19 protein-coding genes and 1 pseudogene are annotated in these 20907 nt (G+C 42.1%); 11 read left to right on the top strand and 9 right to left on the bottom strand.

Annotation, left to right across the window (positions count from 1 at the left end; genetic code table 11):
- Positions 1-125: 125 nt before the first annotated feature.
- The 5 genes and pseudogenes from V7L07_RS07705 to V7L07_RS07685 all read left to right on the top strand — a co-directional run bounded on the left by V7L07_RS07705 (position 126) and on the right by V7L07_RS07685 (position 4835).
- Positions 126-1643: a thioredoxin-like domain-containing protein gene (locus tag V7L07_RS07705; RefSeq protein WP_335056524.1), complete on the top strand. Its 1518-nt coding sequence runs from the start codon at positions 126-128 to the stop codon at positions 1641-1643.
- Positions 1644-1923: 280 nt separating this feature from the next.
- Positions 1924-2346, top strand: coding sequence for a KGK domain-containing protein (locus V7L07_RS07700; RefSeq protein WP_335056522.1), 423 nt, complete (start codon positions 1924-1926; stop codon positions 2344-2346).
- Between the two features lie 182 nt (positions 2347-2528).
- A pseudogene (locus V7L07_RS07695) lies at positions 2529-3095 on the top strand (HAD family hydrolase); the annotation flags it as partial.
- Between the two features lie 123 nt (positions 3096-3218).
- Complete coding sequence (locus V7L07_RS07690) at positions 3219-3569, top strand: DUF952 domain-containing protein (protein ID WP_335056631.1); 351 nt, start codon at positions 3219-3221, stop codon at positions 3567-3569.
- A 306-nt stretch (positions 3570-3875) separates the two neighbouring features.
- Positions 3876-4835 (top strand): RluA family pseudouridine synthase, encoded by a 960-nt coding sequence (locus V7L07_RS07685; RefSeq protein ID WP_442936028.1) that lies wholly within the window; start codon positions 3876-3878, stop codon positions 4833-4835.
- A gap of 231 nt (positions 4836-5066) precedes the next feature.
- Here the strand turns inward: V7L07_RS07685 and V7L07_RS07680 are convergent, their stop codons facing one another.
- The 3 genes from V7L07_RS07680 to V7L07_RS07670 all read right to left on the bottom strand — a co-directional run bounded on the left by V7L07_RS07680 (position 5067) and on the right by V7L07_RS07670 (position 7477).
- On the bottom strand, positions 5067-5834 hold the full coding sequence (locus V7L07_RS07680; RefSeq protein WP_335056517.1) for a phycobilisome rod-core linker polypeptide: 768 nt from the start codon (positions 5832-5834) through the stop codon (positions 5067-5069).
- 492 nt (positions 5835-6326) lie between these two features.
- Entirely contained in the window at positions 6327-6872 is a 546-nt protein-coding gene (locus V7L07_RS07675) for a hypothetical protein (RefSeq protein ID WP_335056515.1), read from the bottom strand.
- Entirely contained in the window at positions 6869-7477 is a 609-nt protein-coding gene (locus V7L07_RS07670; protein ID WP_442936023.1) for a phycobiliprotein lyase, read from the bottom strand. The genes V7L07_RS07675 and V7L07_RS07670 overlap by 4 nt, the downstream gene beginning before the upstream one ends.
- Positions 7478-7802: 325 nt before the next feature.
- Between V7L07_RS07670 and V7L07_RS07665 the strand changes: the two genes are divergently transcribed.
- The 4 genes from V7L07_RS07665 (at position 7803) to V7L07_RS07650 (ending at position 10255) form a co-directional block, all read left to right on the top strand.
- Complete coding sequence (locus V7L07_RS07665) at positions 7803-7973, top strand: NblA/ycf18 family protein (protein WP_442936022.1); 171 nt, start codon at positions 7803-7805, stop codon at positions 7971-7973.
- 368 nt (positions 7974-8341) lie between these two features.
- The gene (locus tag V7L07_RS07660; RefSeq protein ID WP_179068457.1) at positions 8342-8899 is read left to right on the top strand and encodes a bleomycin hydrolase; all 558 of its coding nucleotides are present in this window, start codon (positions 8342-8344) and stop codon (positions 8897-8899) included.
- Between the two features lie 85 nt (positions 8900-8984).
- Positions 8985-9479, top strand: a complete 495-nt coding sequence (locus V7L07_RS07655; RefSeq protein ID WP_179068458.1) for a bleomycin hydrolase — start codon at positions 8985-8987, stop codon at positions 9477-9479.
- 167 nt (positions 9480-9646) lie between these two features.
- A complete protein-coding gene (locus tag V7L07_RS07650; protein WP_335056513.1) occupies positions 9647-10255 on the top strand; it encodes a HEAT repeat domain-containing protein in 609 nt (202 codons plus the stop codon).
- Positions 10256-10439: 184 nt separating this feature from the next.
- Here the strand turns inward: V7L07_RS07650 and V7L07_RS07645 are convergent, their stop codons facing one another.
- From V7L07_RS07645 to V7L07_RS07635, 3 genes are all read right to left on the bottom strand, one after another.
- Positions 10440-11348, bottom strand: coding sequence for a HEAT repeat domain-containing protein (locus V7L07_RS07645; protein ID WP_335056511.1), 909 nt, complete (start codon positions 11346-11348; stop codon positions 10440-10442).
- 27 nt (positions 11349-11375) lie between these two features.
- Positions 11376-11615, bottom strand: coding sequence for a hypothetical protein (locus tag V7L07_RS07640; RefSeq protein ID WP_335056509.1), 240 nt, complete (start codon positions 11613-11615; stop codon positions 11376-11378).
- Positions 11616-11852: 237 nt separating this feature from the next.
- On the bottom strand, positions 11853-12653 hold the full coding sequence (locus V7L07_RS07635) for a DUF1838 family protein (protein ID WP_335056507.1): 801 nt from the start codon (positions 12651-12653) through the stop codon (positions 11853-11855).
- A 145-nt stretch (positions 12654-12798) separates the two neighbouring features.
- Here V7L07_RS07635 and V7L07_RS07630 point away from each other — a divergent pair, with 145 nt between their 5' ends.
- Complete coding sequence (locus V7L07_RS07630; protein ID WP_335056505.1) at positions 12799-14070, top strand: HEAT repeat domain-containing protein; 1272 nt, start codon at positions 12799-12801, stop codon at positions 14068-14070.
- Positions 14071-14231: 161 nt separating this feature from the next.
- On the opposite strand, the gene glgA is transcribed toward V7L07_RS07630, so the two are convergent.
- The 3 genes from glgA to V7L07_RS07615 form a co-directional block, all read right to left on the bottom strand.
- On the bottom strand, positions 14232-15674 hold the full coding sequence (glgA, locus tag V7L07_RS07625; protein ID WP_335056503.1) for a glycogen synthase GlgA: 1443 nt from the start codon (positions 15672-15674) through the stop codon (positions 14232-14234).
- A 136-nt stretch (positions 15675-15810) separates the two neighbouring features.
- Positions 15811-16782, bottom strand: a complete 972-nt coding sequence (gene hemC, locus V7L07_RS07620; protein WP_335056501.1) for a hydroxymethylbilane synthase — start codon at positions 16780-16782, stop codon at positions 15811-15813.
- An 830-nt stretch (positions 16783-17612) separates the two neighbouring features.
- Entirely contained in the window at positions 17613-19871 is a 2259-nt protein-coding gene (locus tag V7L07_RS07615) for a sensor histidine kinase (RefSeq protein ID WP_335056499.1), read from the bottom strand.
- A gap of 362 nt (positions 19872-20233) precedes the next feature.
- On the opposite strand from V7L07_RS07615, the gene V7L07_RS07610 reads away from it, so the two are divergent.
- A complete protein-coding gene (locus V7L07_RS07610) occupies positions 20234-20800 on the top strand; it encodes a Uma2 family endonuclease (protein WP_335056497.1) in 567 nt (188 codons plus the stop codon).
- The last annotated feature ends 107 nt before the right edge of the window (positions 20801-20907 follow it).

Genomic DNA, 20907 nt, shown 5'->3' with positions numbered 1-20907 from the left:
CTTGAAGAAGTCAGGGATCTTTTTGTTCGTAATTAATTTAGGATTGTTATATAAAAGAATCAAGTATAAAAACTGCTCTGAATTTAAAGTTAAAGTGATGAGCTAACCTTATCAAAGGATACTTTATGATTCCCCGTGTTAGAGCGCCAGAATTACCACAAAATTACTCTTGGCTGAACACCGATAAACCTTTATCTCTTAAAGAACTCAAGGGTAGAGTCGTAATCTTAGACTTTTGGACATACTGTTGCATCAATTGTCTGCATATTCTGCCAAACCTAAAATATTTAGAACAAAAATATAAAGATAGTCTTACCATCATCGGCGTTCATTCTGCGAAATTTGACAACGAAAAAGAAACAGAAAATATCCGCCAAGCTATTCTGCGCTACGACATTGAACATTCAGTTGTCGTTGATAGCGGTTTTCGGATTTGGGAAGAGTATGCTGTGCGTGCTTGGCCTACATTAATAATTATTGATCCAGAAGGTTACGTGATTGGCCAGATTTCCGGTGAAGGAAACCGTGACACTTTAGACGAGTTGATTCAAAAGTTAATTCAACAACACCAAAATAAAGGCACAATTAATTTCCAAGAAATCAGCTTGACTTTAGAAAAACAACGCCAACCATTAATCACACCCCTAGCTTTTCCTGGTAAAGTTCTAGCTACTCCAATGGGTTTATTCATTGCTGATTCTGGACATCACCGCCTAGTTATGAGTAGCTTCGACGGAGAAATTCTACATTTAATTGGTACTGGAAAATCCGGCTTAACCGATGGTGCTTTTAACGAAGCGCAATTTTTTGCACCCCAGGGAATGGCTTATGATGCCGAAAATCAGATTCTTTACATTGCTGATACAGAAAATCATACCCTGCGGCGAGTTGATTTAAAGCGTCAAGTTGTGGAAGCGATCGCAGGAACAGGTGAACAAAGCCGCAATATCCATCCTCATAGCGGTGCTGGTTTAGAAACCGCGCTGAATTCCCCTTGGGATTTAGTGAAAGTGGGAAATATTCTGTTTATTGCAATGGCTGGGCCGCATCAAATTTGGCAAATGGATTTGGAAACCGGCATCATCAAAACTTATGCTGGTACTGGTACAGAAGCGTGTATTGATGGTTCACTTACCGAATCTGCCTTTGCTCAACCTAGCGGTATTACTAATAATGGGCAAGAATTATATATTGCTGACAGTGAAATTAGTTCAATTCGTGGTGTGGGAATTATAGAACCGTACCAAGTGCGAACTGTTTGCGGTAGTGGGGGTTTATTTGGTTTTGGCGATGTAGATGGACAAGGTGAAGATGTCCGTTTACAACACTGTTTAGGAGTGGAATATGCTGATAATTTCCTGTGGGTGGCAGATACCTATAATCATAAAATTAAATTAGTTAGTACCAGCACAGGGAATTGTCAAACAGTTTTGGGAGATGGTATTAGCGGCTTCAAAGATGGGAAGGGTAAGAACACTCGGTTTTTTGAACCTTCGGGATTGAGTGTTTTGAATTCACATTTATATATTGCTGATACTAATAACCACGCCATCCGCCGCATAGATTTGAATACGTTTGAGGTGACGACGCTAGATTTTCCTGGTTTGTGTGCGCCAGATGTTTGTATTCCACCGAATTTATAGGATGATATAGCGGTTTTCACAAGAAAACTCTGTGTCTGGGCATAATTTTGCAAATACCCAGAGGCTCAGATCCCCGACTTCTTGAAGAAGTCGGGGATCTTTTTGTTCGTAATTTATTTAGGAATGTTGTTGAGCGATCGCTTGATAGATGCTCAGATTATTCTTTTGTAAGTCATTTGAGTATTTTCACTAACTTGATGTAAACAAAATTGCAGAATAAGCTAGGAGTAAGCTTAAATTATCAAGCCATTATTGTCCACTCTGAATTGACTACACTGATATGAAGAATAAATTCATTACTCTAGACTGTGATGATGTTGTACTTTTGGAGAAAGACACTTTTAAAGTCAGCAGATTAAAGGAATTAGTTCAGGAACAGATTTACAGCAAGTGGGAACGTCATAGTGCTTCTTATTTATACTCAAATCAAAATGCTAACACTCAAATTTCTGAATTTTTCAAGCAAATATCTGTTAGTCAAGACACTATCCAAATAGATGAAGTTAAATTAAATTTGGTTATAGATTGCCAGATACTTAAAATTAGCGGTAAAGGCTGGCAAAAAGGCAAATTAAAAATTAAAATATATATATCAAATTTCACTAAAGATAAATATAGATTATATCTTGAATTTTATCCTGATGAACCTGCTAAACCTGAATCATCTTTAGATAATATTCGTAAAATGATACAAGCAACATGAATACTATCCTCCACATCACGAAACGCGAATAATGGTAATAAGCAAAAAAATTGGGGCGCGATCGCACTGATTGACTCGATTCTAAAAGACAATTTATAAAGTAAGTCTTAAGTAGGCTGTGTTATAGCTTTAGCCTCTGGACATGAAATTTTTAAGAATAATATTGTAGAGCGATCGCTTGTATGCAGTTAGTAATTTTTGATATTGATGGTACACTGACCAATACCTTCAAAATTGATGAAAATTGTTTTGTACGTGCATTTGCATTGGAATTTGGTATTTTTGGTATAAATACAAACTGGGCTGAATACGCATACACCACGGATTCTGGAATTACCCAGCAAATTTTCCAAGAAAAATTAGAACGTCTTCCTTCAAATGAAGAGTTAGTAAGACTCAAAGCACGTTTTGTTAGTCTACTTCAGGAAGCATTTATCAGCAATCAAGATTTATTCAGCGAAATTTCTGGTTCTGCAAATGTATTAGCTAAATTGCAGTTAGAATCTGATTGGTGTGTTGCAATCGCAACTGGTGGTTGGCATGAATCTGCTCAACTAAAACTTCAAAAAGCTAATATAGAAATTAAAGGCATTCCGTTAGCTTCAGCTAATGATGCACTTTCGCGAGAAGATATTATTAAGACAGCTATTATCAAAGCAGAGAATGCTTATCAAGTTGAAAAATTTCAGAAAGTTGTTTTTGTCGGTGATGGTGTTTGGGACGTAAAAGCAGCCTATAAGTTAAATATTGCCTTTCTTGGAATAGGTGATAATAAATTAACAAATTTAGGCGCAACCAAAGTAATTAAAGACTTTACAAATTTAGAAGATTTTCCGAAAATATTACAATCCGCAGAAATTCCTAGATTTTCTATGAATACTATCCTCCACATTACCAAGCGCCAACAATGGGAACAAGCAAAAAATATCGGTAAATATCGCGCTGATTCGTTAGAGAGTGAAGGTTTTATACATTGCTCAAAATCAACGCAGATACTCAAAGTTGCCAAGAGATTTTTTGATAACCAAAAAGAATTGGTAATACTTTTTATTGATTCGGAAAAAGTACAAGCTGAAATTCGCTATGAACCTGCTGAAATAGGCGAATTATTTCCTCATATTTATGGTGAGTTAAATATTGATGCTGTGTATCAGGTAATTGATTTTGAAGCTGGGGAAGATGGTTTATTTGAGTTGCCACAAGAAGTTATAGATTTAGAATAACGAACCGCAGAGGCGCAGAGGACACGGAGGAGGAGAGACGGAAAGAATTTAAGCGATTTGCTACATCGAATTTAGGAAAATTCCCTTTTCGTTCATGTCAAATTTGAGTAACAGCGAATTCTATTCGCCGTTAAACAAACTCTCATCCATAAGGTAGAATCAAGGTTTTGCCTGTGTAAACGCGGTTTTTAACTGCCCTTTTAAAGCATTTCCGCGCTTTACTTAAAGAAGGGGAATTAATCTAGAGCAATTGTGACCGAATTTAATTTACAAATCCAAGAAAATAGCGAACGCTTGTCTTCTGTTATGGAGGATGCAGCACCTAGCCTACTTCCCTCCAGTAATACGATACACTGCGTCAACACTAAAGGCGATCGCCTCGACCGCTTCCTTTCCCAAGAATTACCAGATTTATCTCGTTCCCGCATCCAACAGTTAATCGAACAGGGTAACGTCCAACTTAACGATCAAGTTTGCACATCTAAAAAGATCAATGTCAAGTTAGGCGATCGCATCACTCTCGAAATACCAGAAGTCCAACCCTTAGAACTGCTTGCAGAAGATATCCCTTTAGATATCCTCTACGAAGACGACCAATTACTTATTCTCAACAAACCCGCAGGTTTAGTTGTCCATCCTGCACCGGGTCATCCAGATGGCACTTTGGTAAATGCTTTATTGGCACACTGTCCCAATTTACCAGGAATTGGCGGAATCCAACGTCCGGGAATCGTCCATCGATTGGATAAGGATACAACGGGAGCGATCGCGATCGCTAAAACAGATATTGCCCATCGTCATTTACAAGCGCAACTCAAAGCTAAAACTGCACGACGAGAATACTTGGGTGTAGTTTACGGTGCGCCAAAAACTGAAAGTGGCACTATAGATTTACCCATTGGTCGCCATCCCCAAGACCGCAAGAAAATGGCGATTATACCCCTTGAACAAGGCGGACGAGTCGCCGTCACTCATTGGCAAGTACTAGAACGCCTTGGTAACTTCACCTTAATTCACTTTCAATTAGAAACTGGACGCACCCATCAAATTCGCGTCCACAGTGGCAAAATGGGACATCCAATTGTTGGCGACCGAGTTTATAGTTCTGGTCATTCAGTAGGGGTAAATTTGCCTGGTCAAGCACTCCACGCTTGGCGACTAAAATTGCAGCATCCCCTATCTGGGGAATTGATTGAGGTGACAGCGACTCCTCCCGCCCACTTTACAAAACTTTTGGAGATGCTAAAAAGACGAACTACACTTTAAGCTGCTGCTTTCAACCTGGGATAAGCATTTCATAGACATTACGCATTGAGAAAAAAACCATCCCCAATCCCCAATCCCCAATCCCCATTAACAACTAGCGTGCATCAGACATGGGATAGAGTCTGTTTCACTAGTTATATCTAAATGAAACTCCTACATAACCCAAGACTTATGCACGCTATAAAATAATCAATCAAGTGGATGTACTAGCCAGCCACTGACCAAAAATTGTTATTTAATTCCTGCTATTTGCCGATAAGGTACAGACTTTTCGATATCAATGTTGAATGACGAGATCCGTTGGGGAGCATTGCCAGTTGCATTGATACTTTGTGCCAAAGCCAAGAATAAAGCTGGATCGCCAGCCTTGGGCTTTTGCTCTTGTGGAAGAAATCTGCGTACTTCTACCTGCCAAATAATTTGGGGGAAACCCAGTTTGGTACGATGGTAATCCTCATATCGCGGAGATTTGATGTTGAATGGCAACTCACCCGCAGATTGAGATGGCAGTATCCGACGGCGCTGATAAGGCACTGTGGAGTATCCAAAATTGCTCAGGTACTCTTCAGTGTTGAGTACTTCATCAACCAAGCCGACAATACCCTTGGTCGCAACTACAATTGACCAAGCGATTTTTTCCCGCTCGTTGTATGGGTCGCGTCCTAGAACTCGCTGGATTACTTGCTCAACAAAGCGATAATTATTGTTGAGGTCGTAGAAGCTTCTCTTAAAGGTATTAGAAAGCAACAACCCACGAATAAAGTCCCGCACTGTAATTTGGCCATTACGGAGTTGGGATTCTAAATATGTTTCGCGATCGGCAGCAAAGGCATGAAAGAAAATTTGACGATATGCAGCTTCAATCAGATCGCCTAAATCTGACGGAGACAGAATATTGTCTGTATTAAAAATCCTGGGCTGTTCATCACCCGGCACTTCATAAGCAGCTACACGCTGGTTTTGACTTGAAGGTTCGTATTCTAACAGAGGAATTGGCACTCTAAAGCCTCCATGTTCTTAATTAAAGTTAACAACTTTTAATCACATATTAAAGGAGTAGTTGGATCAGAACCTCAGAATTCTGATAAAATTTCATGAAACTTAACTAAGAGTGATTTTCGGTATTCAAAGAAATGATTAGCTTGCTAGATTCAACCATAGCTAATCAATATAGGGAGTGGAACTTCCAGCTTAAATGACTACGTGAATCACCAAACAAACTTTATTCACATATTTTAGATTAGGAGATTCAGTTTCACCTTTTTGAACTAGAGCAATAATTTTTAACATTTAGCAAAAGAAATTAATGGGGATTGGGGACTGGGGACTGGGAATTGGGGACTGGGGATTGGGGACTGGGGATTGGGGACTGGGTAGGAATAATGCAGCAGTTTTCAGGTAGATAAGGTACAAAATGCAGGACTCAAAATCAGACATCAAGATGTTTCTACTTTCTGCCCCCTGCCCCCTGCCCCCTGCCTCCTTCCCCCCTCAGCGACCTATCCAAAATTCCAGGGGATCTATGGTTGATTTACAGTAAGGCCAGCTACGTAAAGTTGCTTCCATTCCTGCCTCCCAGTAGGGTGGTTCCAATCCCAGCCCTAAACATAAATGAGATAGGATGCCAGCAAACTGCTCATTGTGACCAAAGTCTCCTAGATGGGCATGGGCGTATTCATGGACGACTACACCAAACCAGTCTTTAGGTGCAACTCGACCGACATCTACCAAAATAGTGATTGGGTTTGTGAGAATGTTACACAGCCCATCTATCCCGAAGGATTGAGCTATGGGTACTGCAAAAATTTGGATGTGGCGACGCTCTTGGGGATGAAAGCACTCATGACAAAACCCTAAATAGGTGTTTATCTGAGTATTTACAGCATTAATATTATCGCCGATCCAAGTGCAAATGGGGATGCGATCGCGCAAGTTATCAAACACATCCACCATACTCGGTTCTAGAGCAAGTCCCTGTACCAGACGCAGATAATCTTGCCCACGAGTAAAAGCATCACTCTGGTTGAGATAATTCACCACCCCAAAACTGAATAAAACTGTCTTTTTTCTAGAACATCCTGCCCAAGTCTTTCTGTTACTTCTTCTGTGCTGGAAACCTCAATAGCAGCATCAATGCGGGTTTCAGTACAAAACGATGCTGTGCTAAAGCCGCCAAACCGTTTGACTGTACTGGTTCGCATTCGCATATTTGGGCTGGCAAACCAGAATCGCTCAATGGAACTCATTGTTTCGTATTCGGTTGTCAATACCAGTCCATCTTCATCATCCATGTGAAAAAGACCCACTACAGGCACTATTTCGGCGTAACCTCTTTCGCGGAGTAATTTTCCTTGCCTGGGGTTATCGCCATCAGGCACGATCGCAAATATGGTTTTCCCTTGATGATTTTCCTCACCTTCTCGATCCCAAGCCATTGTGCCTAGCCAACGCACGCGCGAACCACCTATTGAAAGGCTGGGGTCAATCTCATGATACTGGCACAATTCTATGATTTCGGGATGGTCGGCATCGAGAGTTTCTACCTGTATATCCGATTCTCCTGTCTCTGAGCGCTTGAACGCTAGATGATGAGTTGCACGTTGCGATCGCCACTTACCAGCACTTAGCTGAAAAAATTCCATTGCGTCTATCAATCTTCTGACTCCTACTTATTACTCCTGCGGACGATGTTTATCTTGTTTTTTCTTTTTAGAGTTATTGGTATCTAAACATTCTAAACATTACAGCCATTAGCGGGTCAGCTTCAATAAATTCCCTACCAAGGGAGAGGTAGATGTGTTGTCATATAATTGTAAACTTTTATAAGCATGATTTGTTATAGCTTGACAATGTGGACGTTTTAATATCTCGGTGCTAGAATATTGGAAAGCAATTTCTACGACAGCTTAGACATTTAAACTAGCGGTAATAAAAAATACCCTTCGATCCAGTCAATCCCAGGAGTGAATGATGGACTTCCCAATCGAATTAACTTTAGAGCAACAGTTTCGTTTACAAAATTTGAAAGACCAGGTAAAAAGTTTGAGTCAAGAAGAGGCTCAGGATTTTTTGCTAGAAGTTTTACGGCAGATGATGGTCAAAGATAATTTGGTCAAACATCTCCTAAAACAAGCTTGATCGAGTAAAAAATAAGATTTTTTTTAAGACTTACGCAGTGGCAGAGTTCCATTGAAATGCGTAAGTCTTAATTTTTTGGGAATTGGGGACTGGGGATTGGGGATTGGGAATTGGAAATTGGAAATTGGAAATTGGAAATTGGGAATTGGAAATAAGAGGTAGAGAGGGGGAAACGCTTGCTGTAACTTTCCCCCCCAGTCCCTAATCCCTAATCCCCAAATTAAATATTACAGATTATTACTTTGTCTCTCATAGTAAAGACTAGGGTACTGTTGATCCCCTATGTTTTTGTTTGGCTACTCACAGTTAACCTGATCGAGAATAAGCCAAAAATAATATCCGCCATTTGTGAATATTAAGGAGAACTCATGGTTCTTGATGCTTTTTCCAGAGCTGTAATTACGGCTGATGCCAAAACCGCTCCTATCGGTGGTGCTGACTTAGCAGCCCTAAAGTCTTTCATTGCTGAAGGCAACAAGCGCCTTGATGCTGTAAATGCGATCGCCAGCAATGCTAGCTGTGCGGTTTCGGATGCGATCGCTGGAATTGCTTGTGAAAACACTGGCTTGCTTCAAGCTGGTGGTAACTTGTACCCCACTCGTCGGACTGCTGCTTGTTTACGTGATGCTGAAATCATTCTGCGCTACGTAACTTATGCACTATTGGCTGGTGATTCTTCTGTATTAGACGATCGCGCTTTGAATGGTTTGAAAGAAACCTACACAGCTTTGGGCGTACCTGCCTCTTCTTCTATACGTGCTGTTCAAATTCTGAAGGCGATCAGCGTCGCTCACATCACCAACACCAACACTGAAGCTAACGCTGGTAAGAAGTTCCGCAAACTGGACACTCCTCAAGGCGACTGCTCTGCTCTAGCTGCTGAAGCTGCTAGCTACTTCGATCGCGTTATTTCTGCTCTGAGCTAATTGCTAATCGCTAACGGCTAAAGCCTATTAGTCAAGCCAACTGAAATCACAACTCGATCAAATCTAATCTGGAGTAAAAAAAGCAATGAAATCAGTTATCACTACGGTTATTGGAGCTGCTGATGCAGCAGGTCGTTTCCCAACTACCTCTGATTTAGAATCAGTTCAAGGTAGCATTCAACGTGCTAGCGCTCGTCTAGAAGCTGCTGAAAAGCTAGCTGCTGGTATCGATAACGTAGCTAAGGAAGCTTATGATGCTGCCTTCAAGAAATATCCTTACTTAACCCAAGAAGGTGAAGCTGGCGCTACCCAAGTCAAGAAAGACAAGTGCCTACGCGACATCAAGCACTATCTACGCTTGATCAACTACAGCTTAGTTGTGGGCGGTACTGGTCCTCTGGATGAATGGGGTATTGCAGGCGCTCGTGAAGTTTATCGCTCTTTGGGTCTGCCAACCGCTCCTTACGTAACCGCTTTGACTTACACTCGCGATCGCGCTTGCTCTCCTCGTGACTTGTCTCCTCAAGCTTTGGGTGAGTTCCGCGCTCTCCTCGACTATGTAATCAACTCCCTGTCATAGTAACAAGGGTTGAATAGACGAGCGATCGTCATACTCTAAAACTTAGGGACTCTCAGTCTGTTGCTTTGCCTGTATCTGGTTGAGTGACTGACCAAGAGTCCCTCAGTTGTTACTAATTCGTAATTCATGATTGAACTTGGGGGATTTAGACAGGAAAATTTGATTTTATGACAATAGATTCTTTATTTGAACAGTTAAAACACCCCAATCCCAATCTACGGGAACGAGCCATGTGGGAACTGGCTGATGTCCGTGATGAAAATACCATTCCTCGGCTGATGGGTATTTTAGATCAGGAAGATATCACCTACCGTCGAGCGGCTGTAAAGGCACTGGGCGCTATTGGTACGGACGCTGTACCACTACTAGTAGAGTCATTAATAAATAGCGATAATGCGACCATTCGGGGTAGCTGTGCTAAGGCTCTGGCACAGGTTGCTGCTAACCATCCCGATGTTCCTTTTCCGGCTGAGGGCTTACAGGGATTGAAGACAGCGCTCAATGACCAAAATCCCGTTGTTTATATTGCATCAGTGATGGCGCTTGGTGAAATTGGTTCTCCTGCCTTTGAAATTTTGACTGAAGCTCTGAAAACAATAGATAATGTGGCGGTAGCTGTAGCGATCGTCAATGCACTCGGTTCAATGGGTGATATCCGAGGGGTGGAAGTGCTGACGGCGTTGACAAATGATGAATCTGTTGATCCCTATGTTAGAGAGTCAGCAGTGAGTGCTTTACCCCGATTAGATCAGGTGATTAAATATAAAAGAGGCTAGCGATCGCTCTTAAATACAACTACTTTATCAATGGCACTCTCAAAATGAGAGGAAGATTTAAGAAGTAAAAAGATAATCCCCATCAATAAATTTAGGGGATATGCTTTCATTTTTCTTTTTCTTTCTTTTGCCTTTTTACTTTTTACTTTTGCCTTGTTCGGTCAAGTTGTAAATGTCCATCACCCTATTCCCAAGCATCCTCCTCCAATTGTCTCTCAATTTGAGAAATCGCCAACTTGATAACTGCCTGAACTGCTGCTTCCCCTTCGTTGGTTAATGCGGCTTGCAGGGGTTCTAAGGAAGTGCGATCGCCAATCTTCATCAATGCTAAAGCTGCTGCTTTTCGAGTTTCCCAATCGGTATGATGCAGTAACTCAACGAGGTGAGGAATTGCTGGTTGATAGGTGAGACTACCCAAAGCTGCTGCTGCTTCACATCGCACAATTTCAGATGGATCGGTGAGGGCGTTAACTAAAATATTAAATGCTCCTTCTTCGTTGCTTTCTTGAGCAATTTTAGCGATCGCACCCACTACCGCCGCTCGAACTTCATCTGAGTCTGAGTTAATCTCTTGATATAAATACTCTTTGGCATCTGCCCCAATAAACCCCAACGCCCATACCGCATGTCCTTTAGCACTTTCTGGATACTCGGTTGACGCTAAAATTTTCAGCAATGCTGGCACAGCAGCCTCACCGATTTTGGCAAGCCCTCCCACCGCCGAGGTTTTGACTACGGTATCTTCATCATTTAACAAGGCGTTGACCAAAGTGGGAACTGCGATCGGGTCAGCAATCAGTGTCAGGGTTTTGGCGCTGGCTCTCCGCACAACTGGGTTTGGATGATTTGCCACAGCTTCCATTAATAAGGGGGTGGCTGGTTTACCGATTTTACCCAAAGCCTCTGCAAAACTCAGCCTAACCATGCCCCGTGAGTCTCCCATACTCTCAACCATTCGCTTTAGTAGCTCTTGGTCATCTGAGTTGAAGGTGTTTAAGCTTAATTGCTCACTCACGACTGCAAATAAAGCATCAGTTTCTACATGGGACAGATTTAACGAATCTGCCCCGGATTGAGTTTCGGAGTTGAGCATATAACTTCTAGTTAAATTATTGAATGACTAGTTGCTGACACTCAGGGCAACTTGTTGATCGCGGAGTTCCTGGAGAGCAGAATCAATCTTGGCAAGCTCAGGCTCCAGTTTTGCCATGACGCTTACTTTCATTAACTTAGCCCGTTTTGCTGTTTCCGTAGTTTCTTGAACTAGACGTTCCCGATATTGCTCAAGTTCTGCAATCACTTCTGCTACATCTTGGGCGGTGACGTTATTGGTTGTTGTCAATTCTGAGGTTTCATCCATAACTTTTGTTTCCTAAATGTGTGTTTATATGAATGATGTGTGGTCTAGCGTTCCAAAAGTGTTTATATTTGGTTACTCGCCAAAGACCAGTACTTCGCTGCTACATAAAATTGAACAATTGGCAAGAGGCAACTAACTAATAGTTGACAAAAGCATATATTCCGATCTTCTCAGATAGAGTTACCAGTGGTAAAGCTTTTTGATGTAAATTTTCAAAAGTTGCCAAGCAAAAACCGCTCAATAGGTTTCCTCAAGTGGAAAAATATCTCCCTGTAAGTAGGATTCAAAGTTTTTCTTAAAGTATTGAATGCTTGTCACATTCGGCTCATCACTTTCCGTCGGCGTGAATTCATAAATTGGTACTTTATCCCTCACCAGCTTGACCAAACTAGGATGAAGCTGTTCAAAAGAATCTACTCTAAATATTGTGGTTTCAAATCTTAATTTCGCTGGATGAGCATATCCTAACTTCATCCAGGGCAACCAAGGACAGTCTCTCGCCCACTTAGCTGGAGGGACATCAGTTGCATCGGGTCGGCAAGTATTTGAGATAAAGTATTCAACTCCCCTAAACTTTTCTCCAGGACAATAGTCTGAATATTTGCTATCTCCTGCTAAAGGATGCGGGTATTCTAAAGGAATTTCCATGACAGAGGTAATATATCCGCTGCCTTTGGGTATAACAAATTTCTTTGGTTTGACTAAGCCTTGGACAATGCGGTTAGCAATGTGTACTACTGGTACTGGTTGACTCGCTGTTGGTGACTTCCAAAAGTGCAAAATCTCTTGAGTATCTGGGTCACAAAATAAACCCAACTCTCTATTAATGCGATATCCGACTTCGCCGTACTCAGGATCGGGTTTGAGAAATACTTTGGTAGCATTCATCCCAATAATAGAGAACAATTTTTCTTTTGATTTTTCTGGTGTTTCTTGCCACCAAATTTCCCCAGACCAGTTGTAATAAAGCTGTAAACCATGATTTTTTCTATAAAAATCGAGGTTATTAAATTCATAGTCATCTAAATAATCACTCATATTTTTTCCTATCATCCTCAAATAGCTACGTAGACACTTTTGATGCTTCAATCAATCCCCAAATAGATCCCAATCCCCAGTACCCAGTCCCTAGTACGATGGTAAAAGTGATCTCTAAAATTATCCAAGAGCAATTTACAGATCAATGGATAAACGTTTTTTTAAAATGTTTGGGCTAACAGAAGAAGAAGCGATCGCAATTATTGATACACCATTAGAACAACTCGAAGATGCTTCTGATAAGTATATTGCTGTTTCCCATTTAATTAACTTTCCCACTGAGCAATCGATCGCAGCTTTGGTACGGGCGATTGAAACCAGTAACCCTGATGAGTTAGACCACCGCATTGTCCGACGCAAAGCTGTGGAAAGTTTGGGGCGATTGCAAGCAGAATCAGCTTTACCTGTCATTCGGCAGTGCCTTAAAGATGATGATATTTATACTGTTGAGAATACCGTGTGGGCGCTCGGGGAAATCGGCACGAAAGATCCAGAAATTCTCGAAGAAGTGGCGCAACTGCTGGATAAGCCAGGTCAAATCTATCGAGTGATTATTCACACTTTAGCGAACGCTGACTATCAGCCTTCCCTAGAGCGTGTACGGAAATTTACCCAAGTTGAGGATGAACCTACCCGTAGTGCGGCGATCGCTACAGTTTGCCGATTCACGGGTGATTATTCCCAAATCACTGAGGTGATGGCGCTGCTGCAAAGTTCCAGTGTCAATGCCCGGCGCGGTTGCATTCAAGACTTGATTGATTCCCGCTACTACAAAGCCATCCCAGAAATCGCCCGTTGTCCTGTATCTCTGGTGTTCCGGTTGCGAGGATTGCGGATGCTTTTGGATGCAGGGGTTCCTAGTGGTGAAATTACCTTTACAGAAATTCAACCTTACTTAGAACAAGTACTCTACGATCATCCCAATCACCTTGATTTAGTACATGAGTATGATGCTACCCCTGTCCTAGATTTTGTGATTAATGAACTCTATGAAACCGATTTTGGACGGTGTTATTTAGCGACAAAAACCTTATTGGATGTCTACCCGCAAGAAGCACCAGCAGCACTTTTAGTAACTTATGGGGACAAAGCATATAACGACTATGGCGCTCATTATCATGTCATGAAACTTTTCGGCTGGCTGAAATATGCTCCCGCCTACGATTTGTTGGTGGAAAACCTGCACAACCGCGAACCCCAATTTCAGAAATCTCGTGCTGCAAGTGCGATCGCTCTTGCTGAATTGGGTGATTCACGAGCAATTCCTGAACTCAAAATTTGCCTGAATACGCCGATTTGGGATTTGAAATACGCTTGTTTATTAGCACTAGACCGCTTAGGAGACTCATCTGGTCGAGAAATTTGCGATCGCGATCGTGATTGGTTAATTAGGGTCAAAGCAACAAGTAATCAATAGTGTCAATTTCATGCCCTGGCGACTGGAAGTCACGGCTACACAAACATTCGCCTTTGGCGTTCCCGCAGGGTAGGCCGCCTCCGCGGACTAAGGAAAGATTGAGGGCTTGAAACCCACGGAGGTGGGTTTTGTCTGTGTAGACGTGGTTTCTAACCGCCCTTTTACTTACTACTGGTGCTAGTGACTACCTCGTTTAACACTAACTCTGGTTGTGGGGTTTCCTCTTCTTCTGGCAAACCGTAAATTGACCTGTACAATTTCACGTACTGCTTGGCAGATTGATACCAACTAAAATCTTGACTCATGCCGCGTTTTTGTAGTTCTTGCCATTGCGGTTTGAAACGGAAGCCTTCCCAAGCCCGAATCATACAGGTGAAAAGGTCTAGCGGTTCATAGCGATCAAAGCAATAACCCGTACCTGCGACATTTTCAGGGTCATAATGGGTTACGGTGTCAACTAATCCACCTGTACGGCGGACAATGGGTACAGAACCGTAGCGCAAAGCCATCATTTGGCTAATACCGCATGGTTCAAAACGACTGGGCATTAAGAAGGCATCAGTACCAGCGTAGATCCGGCGGGACAGGGCATCGTTATACAGCAAGTAAGTTGCCATACGTCCGGGAAAGCGGGATGCCAATTGCCACATCTGAGTTTCATAATAGCGATCGCCTGTCCCCAACAGCACAAATTGGGCATCTGTGTAAGATAAGAAGCGATCGAGAATTTGTAATATCAAATCAATGCCTTTTTGTTCCACTAATCGAGTAACAATCCCAATTAAAAAGGCTTTGGAGTTGACTTCTAATCCTAGTTCTTGTTGCAAAGCAATTTTATTGGCTTTGCGTTTATCTAAAGTATCAGCAGTAAAGGTTTGGACAATATATTTGTCATTTTCTGGATTATAAATTTCGGTATCAATGCCGTTGATAATCCCAGATAATTTACCGCTAATAAAGGATAGCAAACCTTCTAATGTTTCACCGTAAGTAGGTGTCTTAATTTGCTCGGCATAAGTGGGCGAAACTGTATTTACCTTATTGGCAAATTGCACCGCCGCTGCCATTACGTTGTGTCCCTGCATATACCAAGGACACCAAGTAATTTTCTCTAAATACCAACGCCACGGCCCTTGATAAGCCAAATTATGAATGGTAAAAACTGTAGTGATATCAGGATCTTGGTGCATCCATACAGGAATCATACCCGTATGCCAATCGTGACAGTGGATAATTTCTGGTTTCCAGTAATTCCAGGCAAACTCGGCTGCACCGTTGGCAAACAAGGTGAACCGCCAGTCTTCACCATCTCCAGAATAAATGTGGCGCGGTAGGAAGGCAGGATGTCCAAATAAGTACAAGGGAACATCAGTACCAGGCAGAATGCTTTCATAAACAGCAAATTCCTGGAACATGGCAGATCCCCGCCAGATGGGTTCGTTGGGAATTTCCATTTTGTCTGGCAGGAAGCCATAGTAAGGCAAGAATATCCGTACATCATGCCCCATTTCTCTCAGAAATTTAGGTAATGCCCCGACAACATCACCCATTCCTCCTACTTTGGCAATGGGTGCTGCCTCTGCTGCAACAAATAGAATCCGCATGGTAATTTTTGCTTCTCTGAGTCTATATTGTCAAATTAACTTTCTGAATCCCGACCAACGGAATTTGTCGCGTCTGGCACATATTTTGTGCAACGGCGATCAATTCTTATCTAATCACACCGGCTTCACCAATTGCTCAGGAACCGCGCTGAATCACCGCAAAAATTTCTGATAAAATTTCTTGCGCTCCCTGTTGCCGCAACTGTTCTGCTAGTTCTATACCTAGTGCTTCAGCATTGTTAGCTTGACCAGTGACAGCATCTTTGACGAACTTTTGACCGTCTATACTGGCGACTATTCCTGTTAAGGTCAAATTATCACCAGATATTTCTGTATTTACACCAATAGGTACTTGACATCCGCCCTCTAAAGAGCGTAAAAAAGAGCGTTCAGCCAGACAGCGATCGCGTGTTTGGGGATGTTCGATCGCTTTGAGCAGAGATAGCAATTCACTATCATCAGCCCGGCATTCTATCCCTAAAGCACCTTGTCCAACGGCGTGGAGCGAGATTTCTTTGGGGAGAACTTGATGAATGCGATCGCTCATTCCCAATCTTTCTAATCCTGCTGCTGCCAAAATCAGCGCATCATATTCGCCTGCATCTAATTTTGCCAACCGTGTAATCAAATTTCCCCGGACATCCTTAAATGTAAAGTGCGGGAAATGGTGGCGTAACTGTGCTAACCGCCGCAGCGAAGATGTTCCAATTACCGCACCTTCGGGCAATGTATCGATTTGTTTATCTTTGTGCTTTTCATGCACTACTAATGCGTCTGCGGGATTTTCCCGTTCAGTAATTGCTGCCAGTATCAACCCTTCTGGTAAATTAGTCGGCAAATCCTTGAGGGAATGAACCGCAAAGTCAATCTCCTGATTGATCATTCCGAGTTCAAGTTCTTTAGTAAAAAGTCCTTTATCGCCAATCTTCGCTAATGCTACATCCAAGATTTTATCGCCTTGGGTAGACATGGTGTGGACTTCAAAAGTGATATCAGGATAGCTTTTCTGGAGTTGCTCTTGTACCCAGTAGGTCTGAACCAGAGCAAGTTGGCTTTTACGTGAACCAATCCGAATAGTGCGTGGGGGACTAGAAACAACTGAGGTCATAAAACAATATATCAAACGAGGCGATAAATTCACTCTCATCTAGACTACCGTAGTCAGGGACTCATGGAAGTTTTGGGTTTTGGATTTGGGATTTTGGATTACAATTCTTTACTAAAAGCTGGTTTGAGTAATTTCAAGCAAGCAAATTAAATTTGGCAAAATCTTGCAATGCTAATGCGTCGGGTGATAATAGACCTCTTGCAAAAATCCACACCCCACTCCTTGGTAAAGCTACGGTGTACACACAAGTCGAATTACCCCCCTTAATCCCCCCTTGTAAAGGGGGGAAACCGGAAAATCTTGTTCCCTCCCCTTTATAAGGGGAGGGTTAGGGTGGGGTAAAACCAGAGTTCAAACCGAAATTCCAAGCTATTTCAGACTTGTGTATACACCGTAGTTGGTAAGGGGAGGAGAGCGTTTGCGTGAGCAAGTGCGGGCTGGGGTTCTTTATTTTTGATTTAACGTGAGTTCGACTGGTAATATCATGTCCACCCAAAAGACCTCTCCCTAGTTTTACTACGCAAAACCTGTCCCTCTCCGAGTCGGAGAGGGACAGACTTGAACTTTAGTTCAAGGCAGGGAGAGGTCTGTCGAACTCACGTTGTATTTATGCAAGAAATCTAATGCCAATGCGTCGGGTGACAATGCCAATGCGTCACCTAACAATGCCAATGCGTCGGTTGACAATGCCAATGCGCTGACTAACAATGCCAATGCGCTGACTAACAATACTAATGCGTCGGGTGACAATGCCAATGCGTCGGCTAACAATGCCAATGCTCTCCTTGCATTAAAAACGCTATGCTTTTACCCAAAACTTTACTTAAGATTTATTTACCTTCTAATGGCAGTATTACCGCACAAGTTGTACCAATTCCTACTTCTGTGGCGATGTTAATATAACCTTTGTGTAAGTCTACACACTTTTTCACTACTACCAAGCCTAATCCTGTGCCGGGAATGCTTCTGACATTTTTGCCACGATGAAACGGCTGAAATAGCTGCTTTTGATCTGCTAGGGGAATCCCAATACCTTGATCTTGAACTTGGAGAATCACCGTATCTGATTTAAACACCAGCCTCAGATTAACATTTCCTCCTTCAGGAGAATATTTAATCGCATTCAGCAGCAAATTAGACAGAATGGAATGCAATAACCTTTCATCCACCCAAGCATTAACAGCTTTTCCTTGGCAAGCAAAACTCAATGTGTGCCTCTCATCTGTACTGAGGCGCATTTCTTCGACAAAATAAGCGCAGAATTCTTCTAAATTTATGAGTTTGGGATTAAATTCTAGTTTTCCGGTTTCGGCTCGATTGATAGTCAAAATATCGTCTAACATTTGAACCATATTTTTGACGGAAAGTTGAATCCGCTGCAAGTTCCTCAGTCGCTTAGAAGAGTTATCCCATTCATCTTGACAATTCTCTAGCAATTGGGCTGCTGCTAAGGCAGTACTTAGAGGAGTACGAAACTCATGAGATGCCATTGAAAAAAAGCGTGTTTTAAGAACGCTAAGTTCTCTCTCTCGCTCTAGTGCCATCCGAATTTCATCTAGCCTTTTGCGTCCGGTAATGTCACGTTGTACTGCTATCCAGTGGGTGTAACAGCCAGTTTGATCGGCTACGGGAACGATGCTGAATTCATTCCAAAATTCTGAACCATCTTTACGGTAGTTAATTACCTGAACTGTGACTGATTCCCAATGAGATAGAGCATTCCAGACTTTATCGAGTTCAACTCGACTTGTTTTCGCTCCTTGAAGAATACGAGGTGTTTTACCCAAAACTTCTTCCGGGCTGTAACCTGTGATTCTGGTGAATGCTTCATTAACATAAATAATATGCGGCCCAGGTTTGCCAATTGGTTGTGCTTCAGTAATAACTACACCATCATTAGTATTTACAACTACAGATTGCAATAGCCGCACCTGTTCTTCTTGCTTCTTTTGGTGTGTAATATCAGCAATCACTGCTACCATACCGTTGATACTATCGTCGCTATCATGCAATGGAGCGGCGGAAAAAACTATATCGATCGCAGTGCCATCTTTTTTAGAAAGATGTAATTCCACTCTGGTATAAGTTGTTCCTTGTAATATACTTTCTTGAAGAGTGTTGTATTCTTCTAATTGGTCATCTAAAAAAATGGGATTAGGATGATCGATTACCTCTGCCTCTGTCCAACCAAACATCTTTTCAGCAGCAGGATTCCAGATTTTGACGTTGCCTGCTAAATCAAGTGTGAAGATGGCGCGAGGAGAGGCAGTAATCAAAGCTTGCAACGCGGCTTGGGTGCGCTGACGTTCAGCAATTTCGGCTCGGAGAGAGACATTAGCTGTAGCTAACTCTTGAGTCCGCAGTTGAACGCGGTGTTCTAGTTCGGCGTTGAGTGTTTGTAGCTGTTTGTAAAGTTCCGATTGTTGGATGGCGATCGCTACTTGGGTAGCAAGTTGCTTCATTAACTCAATTTCCCAAGATTCCCATACGCGGGTGCGATCGCACTGATGAGCAATCAATAAACCCCAAAGATAAGGGGTAGAAGCTGGTGTTTTGCTATCTTGTTGTTTATCCCCTTGCCGATTCTCTTGTAAAATTGGCACTACCAACTTAGCTTTGACACCAAACTGTTTTACAAACTCTGCTAGACAAGGTTCGACATCAGCTTGATCGACATTAGCGATCGCCCGGGTTTTTCCCATTGAATACGCTTGATGATACTCTTTAGGAAACACTTCGGGCGGAAAGGTTTCTCCCAAAATTTTTGTATATTCAGGTAGAACTGTTTCAGTTATTGCGCTACCTGTACCATTTTCCCAGAGGCGATAAATTAACACCCTATCCGCTTGGAGAAACTCACGTACTTCTGCAACAGTGGTAGTAAGAACCTCCTCTAACTCCAAAGACTTACGGATATGGTGAGCAATCTGGCTTACTAGTCGCTCCCGCTCAGTTTGTTGCCGCAGGATGGCTTCTACCCGTTGTCGCCTAGTTACTTCTAGATTGAGAAAATAGTAAATTACTCCCAAGGTAATAATGCTAAAGCCAATACCGATAGGGTTGAAATTGATAATACTAAAATCGGGCATGAGCATACGAGTGACAGATTAGACGAATTGGGAATTGGGAGTGTAGTGATTCATCTGGATCAGGAAAGTGAGGCAGTTAACCGCATTATCATATATAGCAATTCGATAGCGAAGCGGTAGCGAGTCAGACGTTCCTGCGTCGCTAACGCTGCGCTATCGAGCGTCTTTGATTCCTGAATCACTCGCAATACTGTTCAGTTAAGGTAAGAGACGCGACGAATTGCGTCTGATTATTGTAGAGACGGCGATTTATCGTGTCTTTGTAATTTGGCAAGAAGGAATAAAATATACTGAGTTTTTTCAAAAATCAAAGAGGCGATCGCTGATAAACTGAATGTAAGAGTTTTGGAGTAGCAGAAGTTATGAGTGTTACAAAGCCTGCATCTCTAACCCTAGATGAGTTTCTCCAGTTACCAGAAACCAAGCCTGCAAGTATTTATATTGATGGTGAAATTATCCAGAAACCAATGCCGAAAACGCGCCACTCCCGCCTTCAAGCTAAATTGATTCATGGGATTAATGAAGTCACAGAGAAAAGGCAAATTGCTTATGCTTTTCCAGAGTTGCGTTGTACTTTTGGTAGTCGGTCAATTGTTCCAGATGTAGCGGTTATTCGTTGGCAACAAATTGAGTTTGACGAGAACGGAGAACCTGTAGATGATGTGCTAATTGCTCCAAACTGGACAATTGAAATTCTTTCTCCCGATCAGAGTTCTAATCGAGTTACAAGCAATATCTTACACTGCCTAAAATATGGTTGTCAGCTTGGATGGTTGATTGATCCTGATGACCGCTCAGTTCTCGTGTTTAAACCACATCAACAACCAGAATTTTGTCATAAAGAAGATAGATTGACCGTTATAGATGGGGTTGATTTAGAGTTGACAGTAGAACAGTTATTTAGCTGGTTAAAGATGAAAGCAGAGTGAGAAATACAGATTGAAGAAGAATTCAGAATTCCTTTTCAATTAACAACTTTTATCAAATCTAGTGTAAAAGCTGCCATACTTAAACCAGTATTGTCTTAACTGATGAC

The sequence above is a fragment of the Nostoc sp. genome, assembly GCF_036916985.1.
GTDB lineage: Bacteria > Cyanobacteriota > Cyanobacteriia > Cyanobacteriales > Nostocaceae > Nostoc.
Note: the sequence above shows the minus strand (reverse complement) of the source record. Positions and strands in the feature narration are given on the sequence as shown.